This is a genomic window from Streptomyces sp. NPDC096152 (genome assembly GCF_044763235.1).
Taxonomy (GTDB): domain Bacteria; phylum Actinomycetota; class Actinomycetes; order Streptomycetales; family Streptomycetaceae; genus Streptomyces.
Genome location: NZ_JBIWFW010000010.1, coordinates 144,257 through 158,534, shown reverse-complemented (window position 1 = coordinate 158,534; position 14,278 = coordinate 144,257). Strand labels below are relative to the sequence as shown.

Annotated in this window: 10 protein-coding genes; 3 read left to right on the top strand and 7 right to left on the bottom strand. The window is 74.7% G+C overall.

What is annotated here, in order from left to right:
• Positions 1-77: 77 nt before the first annotated feature.
• From ACIQ9G_RS31150 to recG, 4 genes are all read right to left on the bottom strand, one after another.
• Complete coding sequence (locus ACIQ9G_RS31150; RefSeq protein WP_403616208.1) at positions 78-1,163, bottom strand: ATP synthase F0 subunit B; 1,086 nt, start codon at positions 1,161-1,163, stop codon at positions 78-80.
• 109 nt (positions 1,164-1,272) lie between these two features.
• Entirely contained in the window at positions 1,273-1,752 is a 480-nt protein-coding gene (coaD, locus tag ACIQ9G_RS31145; RefSeq protein ID WP_392194500.1) for a pantetheine-phosphate adenylyltransferase, read from the bottom strand.
• 26 nt (positions 1,753-1,778) lie between these two features.
• Complete coding sequence (gene rsmD / locus ACIQ9G_RS31140; RefSeq protein ID WP_402438856.1) at positions 1,779-2,366, bottom strand: 16S rRNA (guanine(966)-N(2))-methyltransferase RsmD; 588 nt, start codon at positions 2,364-2,366, stop codon at positions 1,779-1,781.
• A gap of 132 nt (positions 2,367-2,498) precedes the next feature.
• Positions 2,499-4,715: an ATP-dependent DNA helicase RecG gene (gene recG, locus ACIQ9G_RS31135; RefSeq protein ID WP_403616205.1), complete on the bottom strand. Its 2,217-nt coding sequence runs from the start codon at positions 4,713-4,715 to the stop codon at positions 2,499-2,501.
• Between the two features lie 165 nt (positions 4,716-4,880).
• Here recG and ACIQ9G_RS31130 point away from each other — a divergent pair, with 165 nt between their 5' ends.
• Both ACIQ9G_RS31130 and ACIQ9G_RS31125 read left to right on the top strand, forming a co-directional pair.
• On the top strand, positions 4,881-6,725 hold the full coding sequence (locus tag ACIQ9G_RS31130; RefSeq protein WP_403616203.1) for an HSP90 family protein: 1,845 nt from the start codon (positions 4,881-4,883) through the stop codon (positions 6,723-6,725).
• Positions 6,722-9,787, top strand: coding sequence for a tetratricopeptide repeat protein (locus tag ACIQ9G_RS31125; protein WP_403616201.1), 3,066 nt, complete (start codon positions 6,722-6,724; stop codon positions 9,785-9,787). The genes ACIQ9G_RS31130 and ACIQ9G_RS31125 overlap by 4 nt, the downstream gene beginning before the upstream one ends.
• Before the next feature lie 128 nt (positions 9,788-9,915).
• Here ACIQ9G_RS31125 and ACIQ9G_RS31120 read toward each other — a convergent pair whose 3' ends face one another.
• Entirely contained in the window at positions 9,916-11,787 is a 1,872-nt protein-coding gene (locus ACIQ9G_RS31120) for a DAK2 domain-containing protein (protein ID WP_403616199.1), read from the bottom strand.
• A 266-nt stretch (positions 11,788-12,053) separates the two neighbouring features.
• Here ACIQ9G_RS31120 and rpmB point away from each other — a divergent pair, with 266 nt between their 5' ends.
• Positions 12,054-12,239, top strand: coding sequence for a 50S ribosomal protein L28 (gene rpmB, locus ACIQ9G_RS31115; RefSeq protein WP_003993230.1), 186 nt, complete (start codon positions 12,054-12,056; stop codon positions 12,237-12,239).
• A gap of 208 nt (positions 12,240-12,447) precedes the next feature.
• On the opposite strand, the gene thiD is transcribed toward rpmB, so the two are convergent.
• Together thiD and ACIQ9G_RS31105 are read right to left on the bottom strand one after the other, a co-directional pair.
• Positions 12,448-13,251, bottom strand: a complete 804-nt coding sequence (thiD, locus tag ACIQ9G_RS31110) for a bifunctional hydroxymethylpyrimidine kinase/phosphomethylpyrimidine kinase (protein ID WP_403616463.1) — start codon at positions 13,249-13,251, stop codon at positions 12,448-12,450.
• Positions 13,251-14,216, bottom strand: a complete 966-nt coding sequence (locus ACIQ9G_RS31105) for a thiamine-phosphate kinase (protein WP_356191636.1) — start codon at positions 14,214-14,216, stop codon at positions 13,251-13,253. The genes thiD and ACIQ9G_RS31105 overlap by 1 nt, the downstream gene beginning before the upstream one ends.
• Positions 14,217-14,278: the final 62 nt, after the last annotated feature.

Sequence of the window (14,278 nt, the reverse complement as noted above, 5' to 3'; positions counted from 1 at the left end):
CCGTACAGGCTTCGCGCCGCGGTCCGCGGGCGGCTCGTGGGCGGTCGCCGGACGGTCCCCGGGCGGTCCCTGGGTGCCTAGAGGCCGCGTTCCCGCTCGTAGGCCCGCATCTGCTCGGGCGTGATCATGCTGGTGTCGAAGAGACTGGTCTCGTCGAGGGCGTAGCCCTGCCCCTGCTGGGCCTGGTGCGGCTGCTGGGCCTGGTCCTGGGCCTGGTGCTGGTCGTACGCCCCCTGCCCAGCGTCGTAGCCCTGATAGGCGTAGGGGTCGGCCTGCTGGTAGCCGTACGGGTCCGGCTGGGCGTACTCCTGCTGGTAGCCGCCGTACACGTCCTGCTGCTGGTAGCCGTACGCGGGCTGCTGGTCGTACTGCTGCGCCACCGCGGGCTGCGGGGGCACGGCCGGCTGCTGCGGTACGGAGGGCTGCTCGGCCGGGGTGTCCTGCTCGGCGAGGGCCGCGAGGTCGGCCAGGTAGTCGGCGTCGCTGGAGTGCTGGAACGTCGTGGTGTCGTCGGCGAGGGCGCCGAGGTCGTCGGTGGCGATCCGGCCGTGCAGCTTCTGCCGGCCGCGGCCGACCGCGTCCAGGGTCTTGGCGAGGACGGCCTCGAAGGCGCCCAGCTTGGCGTCGACGTACGCGTCGGCGTCGCGGCGCAGGGTGTCCGGGTCGTGGCTGCGCTCGGGGGCGTCCTCGTCCTCGTAGCCCTGCTCGTCGAGGCCGGGGCCGGTGCCGAGCAGCTTCTCGCGGCCGCGGCCGACCGAGCCGAGGGTCTTGGTGAGGACGACCTCGAAGTTGGCGAGCTTGGAGTCGACGTAGTCGTCGGCCTCGGCGCGGATCTCCTCGGCTTCGGTGCGGGCCTCGGTGAGGATCCGGTCGGCCTCGGCCTGGGAGCGGCGGGCGATCTCGGTGTCCGAGATCAGCGAACCGCGCTCGGCGTGCGCGCCGTCGATGATCCGCTCGGCCTCGCGCCGGGCCTCCTCCACCATCTGCTCGCGGCCGCCGATGAGCTCCTGGGCCTGCGCGAGCGAGCCGGGCAGGGCCGCGCGCACCTCTTCGAGCATCGCGAGCAGATCGGCGCGGTTGACCACGCACGAGGCCGACATGGGCATGGACCGGGCGCTGGAGACCGCTGAGACGATCTCGTCGAGCTTCTTCTGCACGTCCACCGTGTGCTCGCCACTCTCTACCGATGTGTTGGAGACGGACGGGACGACTGTACGGCCATGGCGCGGCCGCGGGACACCGAGTGACGGCCCGTCAGCCCCCGCCGGGCCCTCAGTCCTGCTTCAGGCGTTCGCCGAGCGCGGCGAAGACCTGCGGCGGCACCAGGTGGGAGACGTCGCCGCCCCAGGCCGCGACCTCCTTGACCAGGGAGGACGACAGGAAGCTGTAGGTGGGGTTGGTGGGCACGAAGAGGGTCTCGACGCCCGTGAGGCCGATGTTCATCTGGGCCATCTGCAGCTCGTAGTCGAAGTCGCTGACCGCGCGCAGGCCCTTGACGATGGCGGGGATGTCGCGCTGCTTGCAGAAGTCGACGAGGAGGCCGTGGAAGGCCTCGACCCGGACGTTCCCGAACTCGGCGGTGACCTGGCGGATGAGGTCCATCCGCTCGTCGATCTCGAACAGGCCCTTCTTGGACTTGTTGATCATCACGGCGACGTAGACCTCGTCATACAGCCTGGACGCGCGGGCGATGATGTCGAGGTGTCCGTTGGTGATCGGGTCGAACGACCCGGGACAGACGGCGCGGCGCACTAGTGATCCCTCGCTCTCCGGTCCGGTCATCGTGCGTCTTCGCACGTAGAGGCGGCGCGACCGTACCAAAACGTTCCCTCGCCGTAGCGACGGGCCCGGATCGCCTCGAAGCCGTCCGGCCACCGGAATTCGCCGCCTCTGGTGCTGCGCTCCACGGTGACGAGGGCTTCCTCCGCGAGCCACCCCTGGGTGCGGAGTGTGAGCAGAATCTCGCGAAGATCGTCGTCGGAGACGGCGTACGGCGGGTCGAGGAAGACGATGTCGTACGGCTCGGCCGGAGGCGGCGACTGGACGATCTGTTCCGCTTTGCCCGCCCGCACCTCGGCGCCGGGCAGGCCGAGGGACTTCACGTTCTCCCGGACGGTACGGGCGGCGCGGGCGTCGGCCTCGACGAGGAGGGTGTGCCCGGCTCCCCGCGACAGGGCCTCCAGGCCCACCGCGCCGGAGCCCGCGTACAGGTCGAGGACTCGCTCGCCGCGCAGCGGGCCGCCGAGCAGGGACTGCCAGGTGGAGAAGAGGCCCTCGCGTGCGCGGTCGGAGGTCGGGCGGGTGCCGGTTCCCGGCGGGACGGCCAGGCGGCGTCCGCCGGCTGCGCCGGCGATCACGCGGGTCATTTCGGGTCCTAGGTCGTGGGCTGGTGACAGATCCAGTCTGGCAGGCGGATGTGGGGGGTGCCGCGCGTCCCGCGGCGGCCGCGGGACCGCCGTGCGCCCGCGCGGTCGGCGCGCGCCCCCGGGCAAGGCCGCTCACCCCTTCTCCAGGTACTGCTCCCTCTCGTCGTCCAGCAGGGCGTCCAGCGCGGTCCGCAGGCCGGGGAGCCGCTCCAGGCCGGGGTCGGCGGCGACGAGCGCGGCGGCCTCCTCGCGGGCCTCGGCGATGATCTCCTCGTCCTCGATGACGGCGAGCACACGCAGGCTGGAGCGGGCGCCGGACTGGGCCTGGCCGAGGACGTCGCCCTCGCGCCGCTGCTCGAGGTCGAGGCGGGAAAGCTCGAAGCCGTCGAGGGTGGAGGCGACCGCGTTAAGCCGCTGGCGGGCGGCGCTCGCCTCCGGCATCTCCGTGACCAGCAGGCACAGGCCGGGCGCCGAGCCGCGGCCGACGCGGCCGCGCAACTGGTGCAGCTGGGAGACTCCGAAGCGGTCCGCGTCCATGATCACCATCGCGGTGGCGTTGGGCACGTTGACGCCGACCTCGACGACCGTGGTGGCGACCAGGACGTGGGTCTCGCCGGCCGCGAAGCGGCGCATGACCGCGTCCTTGTCGTCGGGCTGCATCCTGCCGTGCAGCACCTCGACCGTGAGGTCCTTCAGCGGTCCCCGGGCGAGCTGCTCGGCGACGTCCAGGACGGCCAGCGGCGGGCGCTTCTCGGCCTCGTCCTCGGGGGACTCCTTCCGGGCGCCCTTCTTCGGGTCGTCCTCCTCGTCGCCGATGCGCGGGCAGACCACGTAGGCCTGGTGGCCGCCCGCCACCTCCTCGCGCACCCGCTCCCAGGCCCGCGCCAGGAAGTGCGGCTTGTCGGCGGCGGGGACGACATGGCTGGCGATCGGTGAGCGCCCGGCCGGGAGCTGGTCCAGGACGGAGGTCTCCAGGTCGCCGAAGACCGTCATGGCGACCGTGCGCGGAATCGGCGTGGCGGTCATGACGAGCAGGTGCGGCGGCTGCTTGCCCTTGCCGCGCAGGGCGTCGCGCTGCTCGACGCCGAACCGGTGCTGCTCGTCGACGACGACCAGCCCGAGGTCGTGGAACTGCACCTTGTCCTCGATCAGAGCGTGCGTGCCGATCACGATGCCGGCCTCGCCGGTGGCCAGGTCGAGCAGCGCCTGACGGCGGGCGGCCGCGCCCATCGAACCGGTGAGCAGCACCACCTTGGTGGCGTGCTCGGCGCCGCCCAGCATTCCGCCCTCGGCCAGCTCGCCCATCATCTCGGTGACCGACCGGTGGTGCTGCTGGGCCAGCACCTCGGTGGGCGCGAGCATCGCGGCCTGGCCGCCCGCGTCGACGACGGCGAGCATGGCGCGCAGCGCGACCATCGTCTTGCCGGAACCGACCTCCCCCTGGAGCAGCCGGTGCATCGGGTGCTCGGTCGCCAGGTCGTCGAAGATCTCCTTGCTGACCTTGCGCTGGCCATCGGTGAGGGTGAAGGGGAGGCGGTCGTCGAAGGCGGTGAGCAGGCCGTCGCTCCTCGGTTCGCGGGGTACGGCCGGGAGCTGGGCGTCGGCGTACCGGCGGCGGGCCAGGGCGACCTGGAGGACGAAGGCCTCGTCCCACTTCAGCCGGGCGCGGGCGTCGGCGACGTCCGCCTTGGTGCCGGGGCGGTGGATCTTGAGCAGGGCCTCGGGGAGGGTGACCAGGCCGCGTCCGGCGCGCAGCGATTCGGGCAGCGGGTCGAGCGCCTCCTGCGCGCCGGGCAGCACGGTCTGGATCGCCTTGCCGATCTTCCAGGACTCCAGCTTGGCCGTGGCCGGGTAGATGGGGATGAGGGCGCCGGCCCAGGTCTCGGCCGTCTCCTCCGCGCCGTCGCCGTCCGCGCGCAGCAGCTCGTAGGCAGGGTGGGCGAGTTGGAGGCGCCGGTTGAAGACGGAGACCTTGCCCGAGAACATCGCGCGGGTGCCCGGCAGGAGTTCCTTGTGGGGCTTGTGCACGCCGTTGCCGAAGAAGACGAGCTGGAGGCGGCCGCTCCCGTCGGTGATCGTCACCTCCAGGCGCTGGCCCTTGCCGCGGGGGGCCCTGGCCGAGGCGAAGGTGTGCAGGCGGGCGTCGGCGACCTGGGCGACCACGGTGACGTGCTCGTCCATGGGCAGGTCGGCGAGGTGCGTGAGCTGGCCGCGCTCCTCGTATCTGCGCGGGTAGTGGTGGAGGAGGTCGCCGACGGTGTGCAGGCCGAGGTGCTCGGCCATCACCTTCGCGGTGGCGGGGCCGAGCACCTTCTTCAGTGGTTCTTCCAGTGCGGGCACGAGATCCATTGCACACCACCGCACTGACATTGCCGTATACGTCTTGGGAAACCCCTGGTCAGACGGGTCGTCGGCGCTCTAGGATGACGCGCTCCGGCCCTCTCGCGGTCACCTCCCCACCAGGGGCCGCCCTACCCCGCGCCGTCCCGAAGTCCCCCCACCGGCGCTGTGACGATGGACTCCCAGATCTCACAGTCATCCCAGGAACCTCAGCCGGCCCACACCTTCCAGGTCGATCTGCGCGGCCTGGTGGACCTGCTCTCGCACCATCTGTACTCCAGCCCCCGGGTCTATCTGCGCGAGCTGCTGCAGAACGCGGTGGACGCCGTCACCGCCCGGCGCGCCGGCGATCCCGGTGCTCCGGCCCGCGTACGGCTGTCCGCGGACGGCGGCACGCTGCGGGTGGAGGACACCGGCGTCGGTCTCACCGAGTCCGACCTGCACGACCTGCTGGCGACCATCGGCCGAAGCTCCAAGCGGGCCGAGGGGCTGCAGGAGGCCCGCTCGGACTTCCTCGGGCAGTTCGGCATCGGCCTGCTGGCCTGCTTCGTGGTCGCCGAGCGGATCCGGGTCGTCAGCCGCAGCGCCCGTGTGCCCGGCGCGCCGCCCGTGGAGTGGACGGCGCGCGACGACGGCTCGTACACCGTGCGGACCCTGCCGGACGAGGCCCGCCGCGAACCCGGCACCACCGTGCACCTCCAGGCGCGGGCCGGAGCTGCCGAGTGGCTCGCTCCGGAGCGGGTGCTGGAGCTGGCACGGGACTTCGGGTCGCTGCTGCCGTACGACGTCCGGGTCGGCGACACCCCGGTGACGGACCTGCCCGCCCCCTGGGACCGGTCGTACGCCTCCCCCGCCGCCCGCCGGGTGGCACTGGCCCGGCACTGCAACGACCTGTTCGGCTTCACGCCGCTGGACTCGATCGGCCTGGACGTGCCGCTCGCCGGGATCCGCGGGGTGGCGTACGTGCTGCCGTCGGCGGTCAGTCCGGCGCAGCGGGCGGGCCACCGGGTGCACCTGAAGGGCATGCTGCTCACCGAGCGGGGCGAACAGCTGCTGCCCGACTGGGCGTTCTTCGTACGCTGTGTGCTCGACACGGACAGTCTGCGGCCCACCGCCTCGCGCGAGTCGCTGTACGAGGACGAGACGCTGGCCGCCGTGCGGGAGGCGCTGGGCGAGAGGATCCGCTCCTGGCTCACCGGCCTGGCGGCGGGCGACCCGGAGCGGCTGGCCGCGTTCCTCGCCGTGCACCACCTGGGCGTGAAGTCCCTCGCCCGGCACGACACGGAGATGCTGCGCACGATGCTGCCGTGGCTGCCGTTCGAGACGACCGACGGGCGGCTGTCCCTGGAGGAGTTCGCGCAGCGGCACCCCGTCGTGCACTTCACGCGGACGGTGGAGGAGTACCGGCAGGTCGCGCCGATCGCCTCCGCGCAGGGCATCGGCGTGGTCAACGGCGGCTACACGTACGACGGCGAGCTGGTCGAGGCGCTGCCGTCGGTGCGCCCGGGGACGGTGGTCGCCGAACTGGACGCGGACACCGTGACCGCTCATCTGGACGCGGTCGACCCGGCCGAGGAGCTGGCCCTGTCGGGTTTCCTGGCGGCCGCGCGGGCCAGGCTCGACCCGCTGGGCTGTGACGTGGTGCTGCGCGCCTTCCATCCGCTGTCGGTGCCCGCGCTGCACCTGGACGACCGGGCGGCCCGGCACGAGCAGGCCCGCGCGGACGCCGAGGCGGAGGCGGACGACCTGTGGGCGGGCATCCTCGGCTCGCTGCGCGGGGGCGCCCCGCGCGCGCGTCTGGTGCTCAACCACCTCAACCCGCTGATCCGGCGGATCAGTTCCCTGGGCGACGCGGACCTCGTCGGCACGGCCGCGGAGTCCCTTTACGGGCAGGCGCTGCTGATGGCGCAGCGCCCGCTGCGCCCGGCCGACTCGGCGCTGCTGAACCGCGCGTTCCTCGGCCTGCTGGAGTGGGCCACCCACAGCGACGGCGACTCGGCGGAGGGCGGGGCCCGATGAGCTCGATCACCGACTTCGACGCGCTGCGCCGGGCGATGGCGGACAACTCCGGGCAGCCGGAGGGGCCGGCGCGCAACGCGCGCGCGGAGTACCTGCTCGCCGAGGCCGAGCGGCTGGGCATCCCGCTCGCCGTGATCGAGGCGCTCGGGCACCAGTTGCAGGTCTACAACTACAGCTCCGAGAAGGACAAGATGTTCGTCCCGTTCGCGCGGCTGCTGCGCATGTGGGACGAACACCCCGAGGACTTCGACGAGTACGAGGCCCACGGGCTGCACTGGTTCTTCAAGTGGATGTCGGCCGGAATGCTGGACCAGCCGCACGTCCCGCTGGCCTCGATCGAGAAGTGGCTCGGCGAGATGGAGCACCGCTACCGGCTCGCCGGGTACTCCGAACGGGCCGTGCGCAGCGCCGAGTTCAGCGTCGCCGCGCACGTCGGCGACCTGGCGCGGGCCGAGCGGGCGTACGCGGCGTGGCTGGCGGCCGACCGGGACCGGATGGCCGACTGCCACGCGTGCGAGCTGCACGCGCAGGGCTGGTGGCAGGCGGAGCGCGGCCGGGACGCGGAGGCGATCGAGCTGTGGCGGCCGGTCCTGGAGGGCGAGTTCACCTGCGCGCACGAGCCGCACACCGCTCTGGCCTCCTCCCTGACACCGCTGCTGCGGCTGGGCCGCCTCGACGAGGCCCGCGCCCACCATCTGCGGGGCCTGCGGCTGGTGCGGCCGATGGAGAGCATGCGCGGCGCGTACGCCGACCACGTGGAGTTCTGCGCCCTGACCGGCAACGAGGCGCGCGGTCTGGAGCTGCTGGCGGAGCGGCCGGCGTACTTCACCGACTCCGGGCATCCGCGCAGCAAGCTGGACTTCCTGGCGGTGGTGGCCCTGCTGATGGACCGGGTGACCGAGCTGGGCATGGCGGGGCAGCCGGTGCCCGGTCCGGCCGGGCGGACCTGGACGGCCGGTGAGCTCGCCGGGCACGCGCGCGCCGAGGCCGAGGCGCTGGCCGCCCGCTTCGACCGGCGCAACGGCACCGCGTACGTGAGCGGGCAGACACGCGCGCGCATGGCGCAGCGCCCGCTGGTGGACCGGCTGCCCCTGGGCGTGCGCACGGCGCGGCCGGCCAGGGACGCGGTGGTCCCCCGGGTGGAGCGCGCGGCCGCCGCGGAGCCGGAGGCGGCCGGCCTGCCCGCGCTGCTCGCCGAGGCGCGGCGGCTGTCGGACACGCTGCGGCCGGAGGCCGTGGAGGCGTGGGCGGCCGTCGCGCGGGCCGCCCGGGACGCCGAACTGGACGCCCGCGACCGCGCCGAGATCGCCGACCACGAGGCGATGGACCGGGGGCCGGAGGGTGCCGGGCTGTTCGAGCGGGCCGCCGAGTTGTACGCGGAGGCGGGCGACCCCGGGGAGGCGCTGGCCGCGCGCTCGCGGGCGGCGTACGTCCGGGCGCTGACGGGTGCGGTGGACGAGGCGCTCGCCGCGGTCGCCGACCCGTACGACCGTGTCCTCGCGCTGTACGCCGAGGACGGCACCGGCCTGCGGCAGGCGGCGTCCGTGCTGATCGGGCGGGCGCGGATCCTGATGCGGCGGGTGCACGGGGCCGGCGGGCCGGTGGCGCCGGAGGAACTGGCCGCCGCGGCGGCCGCCGCCCGGGAGGTGCTGGCGCTGGTCGAGGGGCGCGCCGGGGACGACGTGCGGCTGGCGTCGCGGACGGCCGAGGCGCGGGCGATGCTGGCGGAGGTCGCCGTGCACGCCGAGGACATCCGTTCGGCCGCGGAGCTGTTCGCGCGGGCCGCGGCGGAGTACGTGGACGCGGGGCTGCCGTGGCTGGCGGCGGAGTACGAGGCCCGGCTGGCCGGGCTGTCGTACCACCTGGGCGACCCGGCCCAGGCCGAACGGGCGCTGCGGGCGGCCCTGGAGCACGGCGGGCCGCACCTGGAGCCGGCCGGGCGGGCCCAGCTGCACCTCCAGCTCGCCGAGGTGCTCGGTGGGCGCGGGCGGGCCGAGGAGGCCGCGGACCACGCCCTCGAGGCGGCGCACTGGGCCGACGAGGCCGGTGAGGGGCCCGGGCTCGGCGCCTGGGCCCGGCAGCAGCTCGGCGGGCTGCTGCTGCGGCTGGGGCGGTGGGCGGAGGCCGCGGAGGTGCTGGAGTCCGCGCTGCTCGACCTGTCCGTCGAGACGCACGGCGACGGGGCGGTGGTGCAGACCCAGTGGTGGCTCGGGGACTGCCTGAGCGAGCTCGGGGAGCACCGCGCGGCCGCCGAACGCCGGCTGCGGGCAGCGGAGATCGCCCGGCACTGGCCCGAGCAGCAGGACCACGCCACGCTCGCCCACCTGGCCGCCGAGTCGCTCGGCCACGCGGGGCTCCTCGCCGAGGCGGACCAGGCCTACGCGCGCGCGGGCGAGCTGTGGGGCTCGCTCGGCGACGTCCACGGCCTCGTACGCTCCCTGCGCGCCCGCGCCTGGCTGGCCCTGCGCGCGAAGGGGGAGGGGGACGGTGCGCCCCGGCCCGAGGCGGACCCCGGGCGTGAGCCCGGCGCGGGGCCGGACGGCGTGGACGCGGTGGACGGGCCGGGTGGCGGCACGGACCGGGCGCGCGAGCTGATGACCGCCGCCGTCCGGGAATGCGAGACCGCGCTGGACGCCGTGGGCGACGACGACGGGGCGCGGCAGCGGCTGCTGGGCGAACTCGCCGGGACGCACCGGCAGTTCGGCGATCTGCTCACCCGTTCCGTCACCGGGGGCGTGGCGGACGACGCGATGCGGGGCACCTTGGAGGAGGCCCTGTCCGCCATGGTCCGGGCCAGGGAGGTGTTCGCCTCGCTGGGCGGGGTCGCGCTGCACGAGCGGACCGACGCCGAACTCGCCGCCGGCCGGCTGGCGGTCGACCTGGGCCGTCCGGCCGCCGCGGCGGCACACGCGCGAACCGTGCTCGACGCGTACGACGGCGCCGAGGATGCCGGGAGTGCCGATGACGGGGACGGCGGGGACGGCGGGGACGGGATCGTACGGGCGCGGATCGCCGAGGCGGAACGGCTGCTGAGGCTGTCGGAGGCCGAGGACGCGCGATGACCCCGCCCGGGTGCCGGGTGGTGTGCCGTCCCGAAGGTGGCGCGGCACACCACCGGGCTCCCGCGGACCGGCCCCCACGGATCGGCCCCTGCGGATCTAGGCCGCGCGGCCCGGCCGCCCCGGCTGGCTCACTCCACCCCGATGAGCAGCAGGGACCCCTGCCGTCCGCCCCGGTACACCACCGTGTCCACCGCCAGGAACGACTCGCGCACCCGGGTCTCCAGGGCCACCGCGAGCGACTCGGCGGCGGGGGCCTCGTCGCCGAGGACCAGGGTGACCAGCTCGCCGCCCGCCGCGAGCATCCGGTCGAGGACGGTCCAGGCAGTCGCCGTGACCTCCGAGCCGATCACGGCCACGTCGCCGTCGATCAGACCGAGGACGTCACCGGCCTGGCAGATGCCGGCCGTGGTCCAGGACTGGCGCTCGGCGACGGTGACCTCGGCGTAGCGGGTGGCACCGGCCGCCGAGGTCATGGCGACGACGTCCTCGTCGAAGCGGCGCTCGGGCTCGTGCACGGCGAGGGCGGCGATGCCCTGGACCGCGGAGCGGGTGGGGATGAGCGCGACGCGGACGCCCTCGCCGCGGGCCTGCTCGGCCGCGGCGGCCGCGGTGTGCCGCAGCTCGGCGTCGTTGGGCAGCAGCACCACCTCGCGCGCGTGGGCCCGGCGCACGGCCTCGACCAGCTCCCCGCTCGCGGGCGGCTCCCCTGGCCGGGCCGGGACGGTGATCGCCCCCGCCTCGGCGTACAGCCCGGCCAGGCCCTCGCCGGGCACGACGGCCACCACGGCGCGCTGGGCGCGCTCACGGGGCGGCCGTTCGGCGCCGGTGGTGTGCACGTCGCCGACCGCGAAGTGGGTGATCCGGATGCGGTACGGCCGGCCGGCCTCCACCCCCGCCTCCACGGCAGCGCCCGCGTCGTCGACGTGCACATGGACGTTCCACAGCCCGTCGCCGCCGACCACGACCAGGGAGTCCCCGAGCGCGTCGAGCCGTGCGCGCAGCCGGTCCACGGCGGCGTCCTCGGCCTCCAGGAGGTAGATCACCTCGAAGGCGGGCCCCCGGTCGTCCGGGCCGCACGCGCCGGGGGCCTCCCGGCCGGACGCGGCCACGCGCGCGTGCGCCTCGGCCGCGCCCTCGGTGCGGCCGGCCTCCGTGCTCGGCCCGCCCGGTGCCTCCGCGTGATCGGCGTACGGATGCGCCCCGGCGGAACGGTCGGTCACCTCGTCGTCCACGCGCGCGTGCGGCACGGTCGCCTGCGCGCCCGCCGTCCATACGGCCCCCGCCGCCGGTGTCTCCCCGGTGAGCGTCTCCACCAGGGCCGCCAGCACCGTCACCAGGCCCCGCCCGCCGGCGTCGACCACTCCGGCGCGCTCCAGGACCGCCAGCTGGCGCGGGGTCGCCGCGAGGGCCGCGCGCGCCCCCTCGTAGGCGGCCCGCGCGACCGTGCCGCAGTCGCCCTCGGCGCCGGTGGCCGCCTCGGCGGCGGCCGAGGCGACCGAGAGGACCGTGCCCTCGACCGGGTGCGCCACGGCCCGCCGGGCGGAGTCGGCGGCCTGCCGCAGGGCGAGCCGCAGGCCCCGCTCGTCGGTGTGAGCGCTCTCACCGTCGGCGGCGAGTACCTGCGCCATGCCGCGCAGCAGCTGCGCCAGGATCGTGCCGGAGTTGCCCCGCGCCCCGATGAGCGCCCCGTGCGCCATGGCCCGCACGGCGTCGGCCAGCGACGGCCCGGCGGCGGCCCCCCGCCCCCGGCAGGACGCAGCGTCCCCGGTTCCTCCGGCCCCGGCCTTCCGGCCGTGCACCTCGTGGGCCGAGAAGACGGCCTCCACCGCGGCCACGGCGGACTCGACGGTCAGATACAGATTGGTGCCGGTGTCCCCGTCGGCCACGGGGTAGACGTTGATCGCGTCGATCTCCTCGCGCGCCCGGCCCAGCGCACGCAGCGCCAGGCCGCACCAGGTGCGCACCGCGAGCGCATCGAACGTCTGCGGCACCTGCGCCACCTGCGCCTCCCTGAGCTGCTGGACTGGACGCAGCGTAGACCCCGGGGTGGTGCCGGACGGAAGAGGGCGGCAGCGGGCCCGGGAGCCGCCATGGTAGTTTCGCTGTACGGACGCAGTCGTTGTATGCTGCTCCGGTTGCCCGATCCTGGTCGGGCTTTTCCCCTGGCAGCGCCCTTCAGATCTCTGAGCCCGTACTGGAGCCTAGGATCTCGATCCCGGCATGCCGGGATCAACCGTAAGTGGATCTGAAGTCTTTGGAGTGACCCGTGGCTGCCAACTGCGACGTCTGCGGCAAGGGGCCGGGCTTCGGCAACAACATCTCGCACTCGCACCGCCGTACGTCCCGTCGCTGGAACCCGAACATCCAGCGTGTGCGTACCGTGGTCGGCGGGACGCCGAAGCGCGTGAACGCCTGCACCTCGTGCATCAAGGCCGGCAAGGTCTCGCGCTGACGCTCAGCTGAGCGCGCGGCCCACGCCGGTTCGCCGCACAGAGCCGGTCCACCTCGGTGGACCGGCTTTTTGCCGTGCCCGGGCTTCCGTCCCTCGCCCCTCCGTCGTCCCGGGGGGCCACGCCGGCCGGTCTCCCCCGCCCCGGCGACCTCACGCCGTCCGGGCCCGGGCGTCCCGGCGGACTCACGCCGTCCGGGCCCCGGCGTCCCTACGAGGAGCCCGCGTTCCGCGTGCCGAGCGCCCAGCCGTGGTCCACGGGGCCGATGCCGCCGCCGAGGGGGAATCCGGCCGCGATCGCGCCGGTGACGTACTCCTTGGCCGCCGTCACCGCCTCGGGCACGGCCCGTCCCTTCGCCAGCTGCGCGGCGATCGCCGACGCGAGGGTGCAGCCGGTGCCGTGCGTGTGCCGGTTGTCGTACCGGGGGGCGCGCAGCCAGTGCTCCTCGGAGCCGTCGCTGAGCAGGTCCACGGCGTCGCCCGCGAGGTGACCGCCCTTGATCAGGACCCAGCGCGGCCCGTACTCCAGCACGGCCCGGGCCGCCTCGCGCAGCTCCTCCTCGGACTCGACCCGCACTCCGGTCAGTTGCGCCACCTCGTCGAGGTTCGGCGTGGCGACGGTCGCCGCCGGGAGCAGCAGGGTCCGTACGGAGTCCAGCGCGGAGGCGGTCAGCAGCGGGTCCCCGTGCTTGGAGACGCCGACCGGGTCGACGACCGCGGGGGCGTCCGTGCCGTTGATCAACTCCGCCACCGCCTCGACCAGTTCCGCCGAGGCGAGCATCCCGGTCTTCACGGCCTGGACGCCGATGTCGTCCACGACGCTGCGGTACTGCGCCCGGACCGCCTCCACCGGCAGCTCCCAGACGCCCTGCACACCGCGGGAGTTCTGCGCGGTCACCGCGGTGATCACGCTCATGCCGTGCACGCCGAGGGCGAGCATCGTCTTCAGGTCGGCCTGGACGCCGGCCCCGCCGCCGGAGTCCGAGCCGGCCACGGTGAGCACCCGGGGCGGGATCACTGCTCCACGTCCCCGAAGTGGTCCCAGCCGCCCTGCCGGGTCCACGGCGCCCCGTCGACCGTGACCTGGGGCAGCGCCGAGGGGTTGAGCACCTCGCCGATCACCTTCCAGCGGGCGGGCAGCTTCACGTCCGGCGGGAAGGTCGCCACGATCGCGTGGTCCTCTCCCCCGGTCAGCACCCACTGCAGCGGATCGACGCCGACGGCCTGCCCGATGTCGTTCATCTGGGAGGGGATGTCGATGGCGCCGGAGCGGATGTCGATGCGGACCTTGCTGGCCTCCGCGATGTGCCCGAGGTCCGCGATCAGCCCGTCGCTGACGTCGCACATCGCGGTCGCGCCGAGCCCTGCGGCCGCGGGGCCCGCGTGGTAGGGCGGCTCGGGGCGGCGGTGCGCCTCGACGAAGGCGCGCGGCGAGCGGAAGCCGCGGGAGAGGACGGCGTACCCGGCCGCGGACCAGCCCAGCCAGCCGGTCACCGCGACGAGGTCGCCGGGTTGTGCGCCCCCGCGCGTCACCGGCTCGTGGTTGCGCAGATCACCGAGGGCGGTGATCGACACCATGATCGTGTCGCCGCGCACCACGTCACCGCCGACCACGGAGGCGCCCGCGACCTGGCACTCGTCGCGCAGTCCGTCCATCAGCTCGGTGGGCCAGGTGACCGGCAGCTCGGCCGGGACGACCAGGCCGAGCAGCAGCGCGGTCGGCACCGCGCCCATGGCGGCGATGTCCGCGAGGTTCTGCGCGGCCGCCTTGCGGCCCACGTCGTAGGCCGTGGACCAGTCGCGGCGGAAGTGCCGGCCCTCCAGGAGGATGTCGGTGCTCGCCACGACCCTGCGGTCGGGTGCGGCGACCACGGCGGCGTCGTCGCCGGGGCCGACCCGGACCGCCGGGGTGGTGGTGAGACGGGAGGTGAGCTCCCTGATGAGCCCGAACTCCCCCAGCTCACCCACAGTGCCCTTCATTGCCCTTCCGCCCCTTCTGTGCCTGTCCGTTCCCACTCGCGCGTCATCACGGTCCTCGCTAC

What these genes read in the sequence shown, in the direction of transcription:
- rsmD (WP_402438856.1), bottom strand. Translation starts at nt 2,366, where the DNA reads ATGACCCGCGTGATCGCCGGCGCAGCCGGCGGACGCCGCCTGGCCGTC.
- ACIQ9G_RS31105 (WP_356191636.1), bottom strand. Translation starts at nt 14,216, where the DNA reads ATGAAGGGCACTGTGGGTGAGCTGGGGGAGTTCGGGCTCATCAGGGAG.
- ACIQ9G_RS31130 (WP_403616203.1), top strand. Translation starts at nt 4,881, where the DNA reads ATGGACTCCCAGATCTCACAGTCATCCCAGGAACCTCAGCCGGCCCAC.
- recG (WP_403616205.1), bottom strand. Translation starts at nt 4,715, where the DNA reads ATGGATCTCGTGCCCGCACTGGAAGAACCACTGAAGAAGGTGCTCGGC.
- ACIQ9G_RS31125 (WP_403616201.1), top strand. Translation starts at nt 6,722, where the DNA reads ATGAGCTCGATCACCGACTTCGACGCGCTGCGCCGGGCGATGGCGGAC.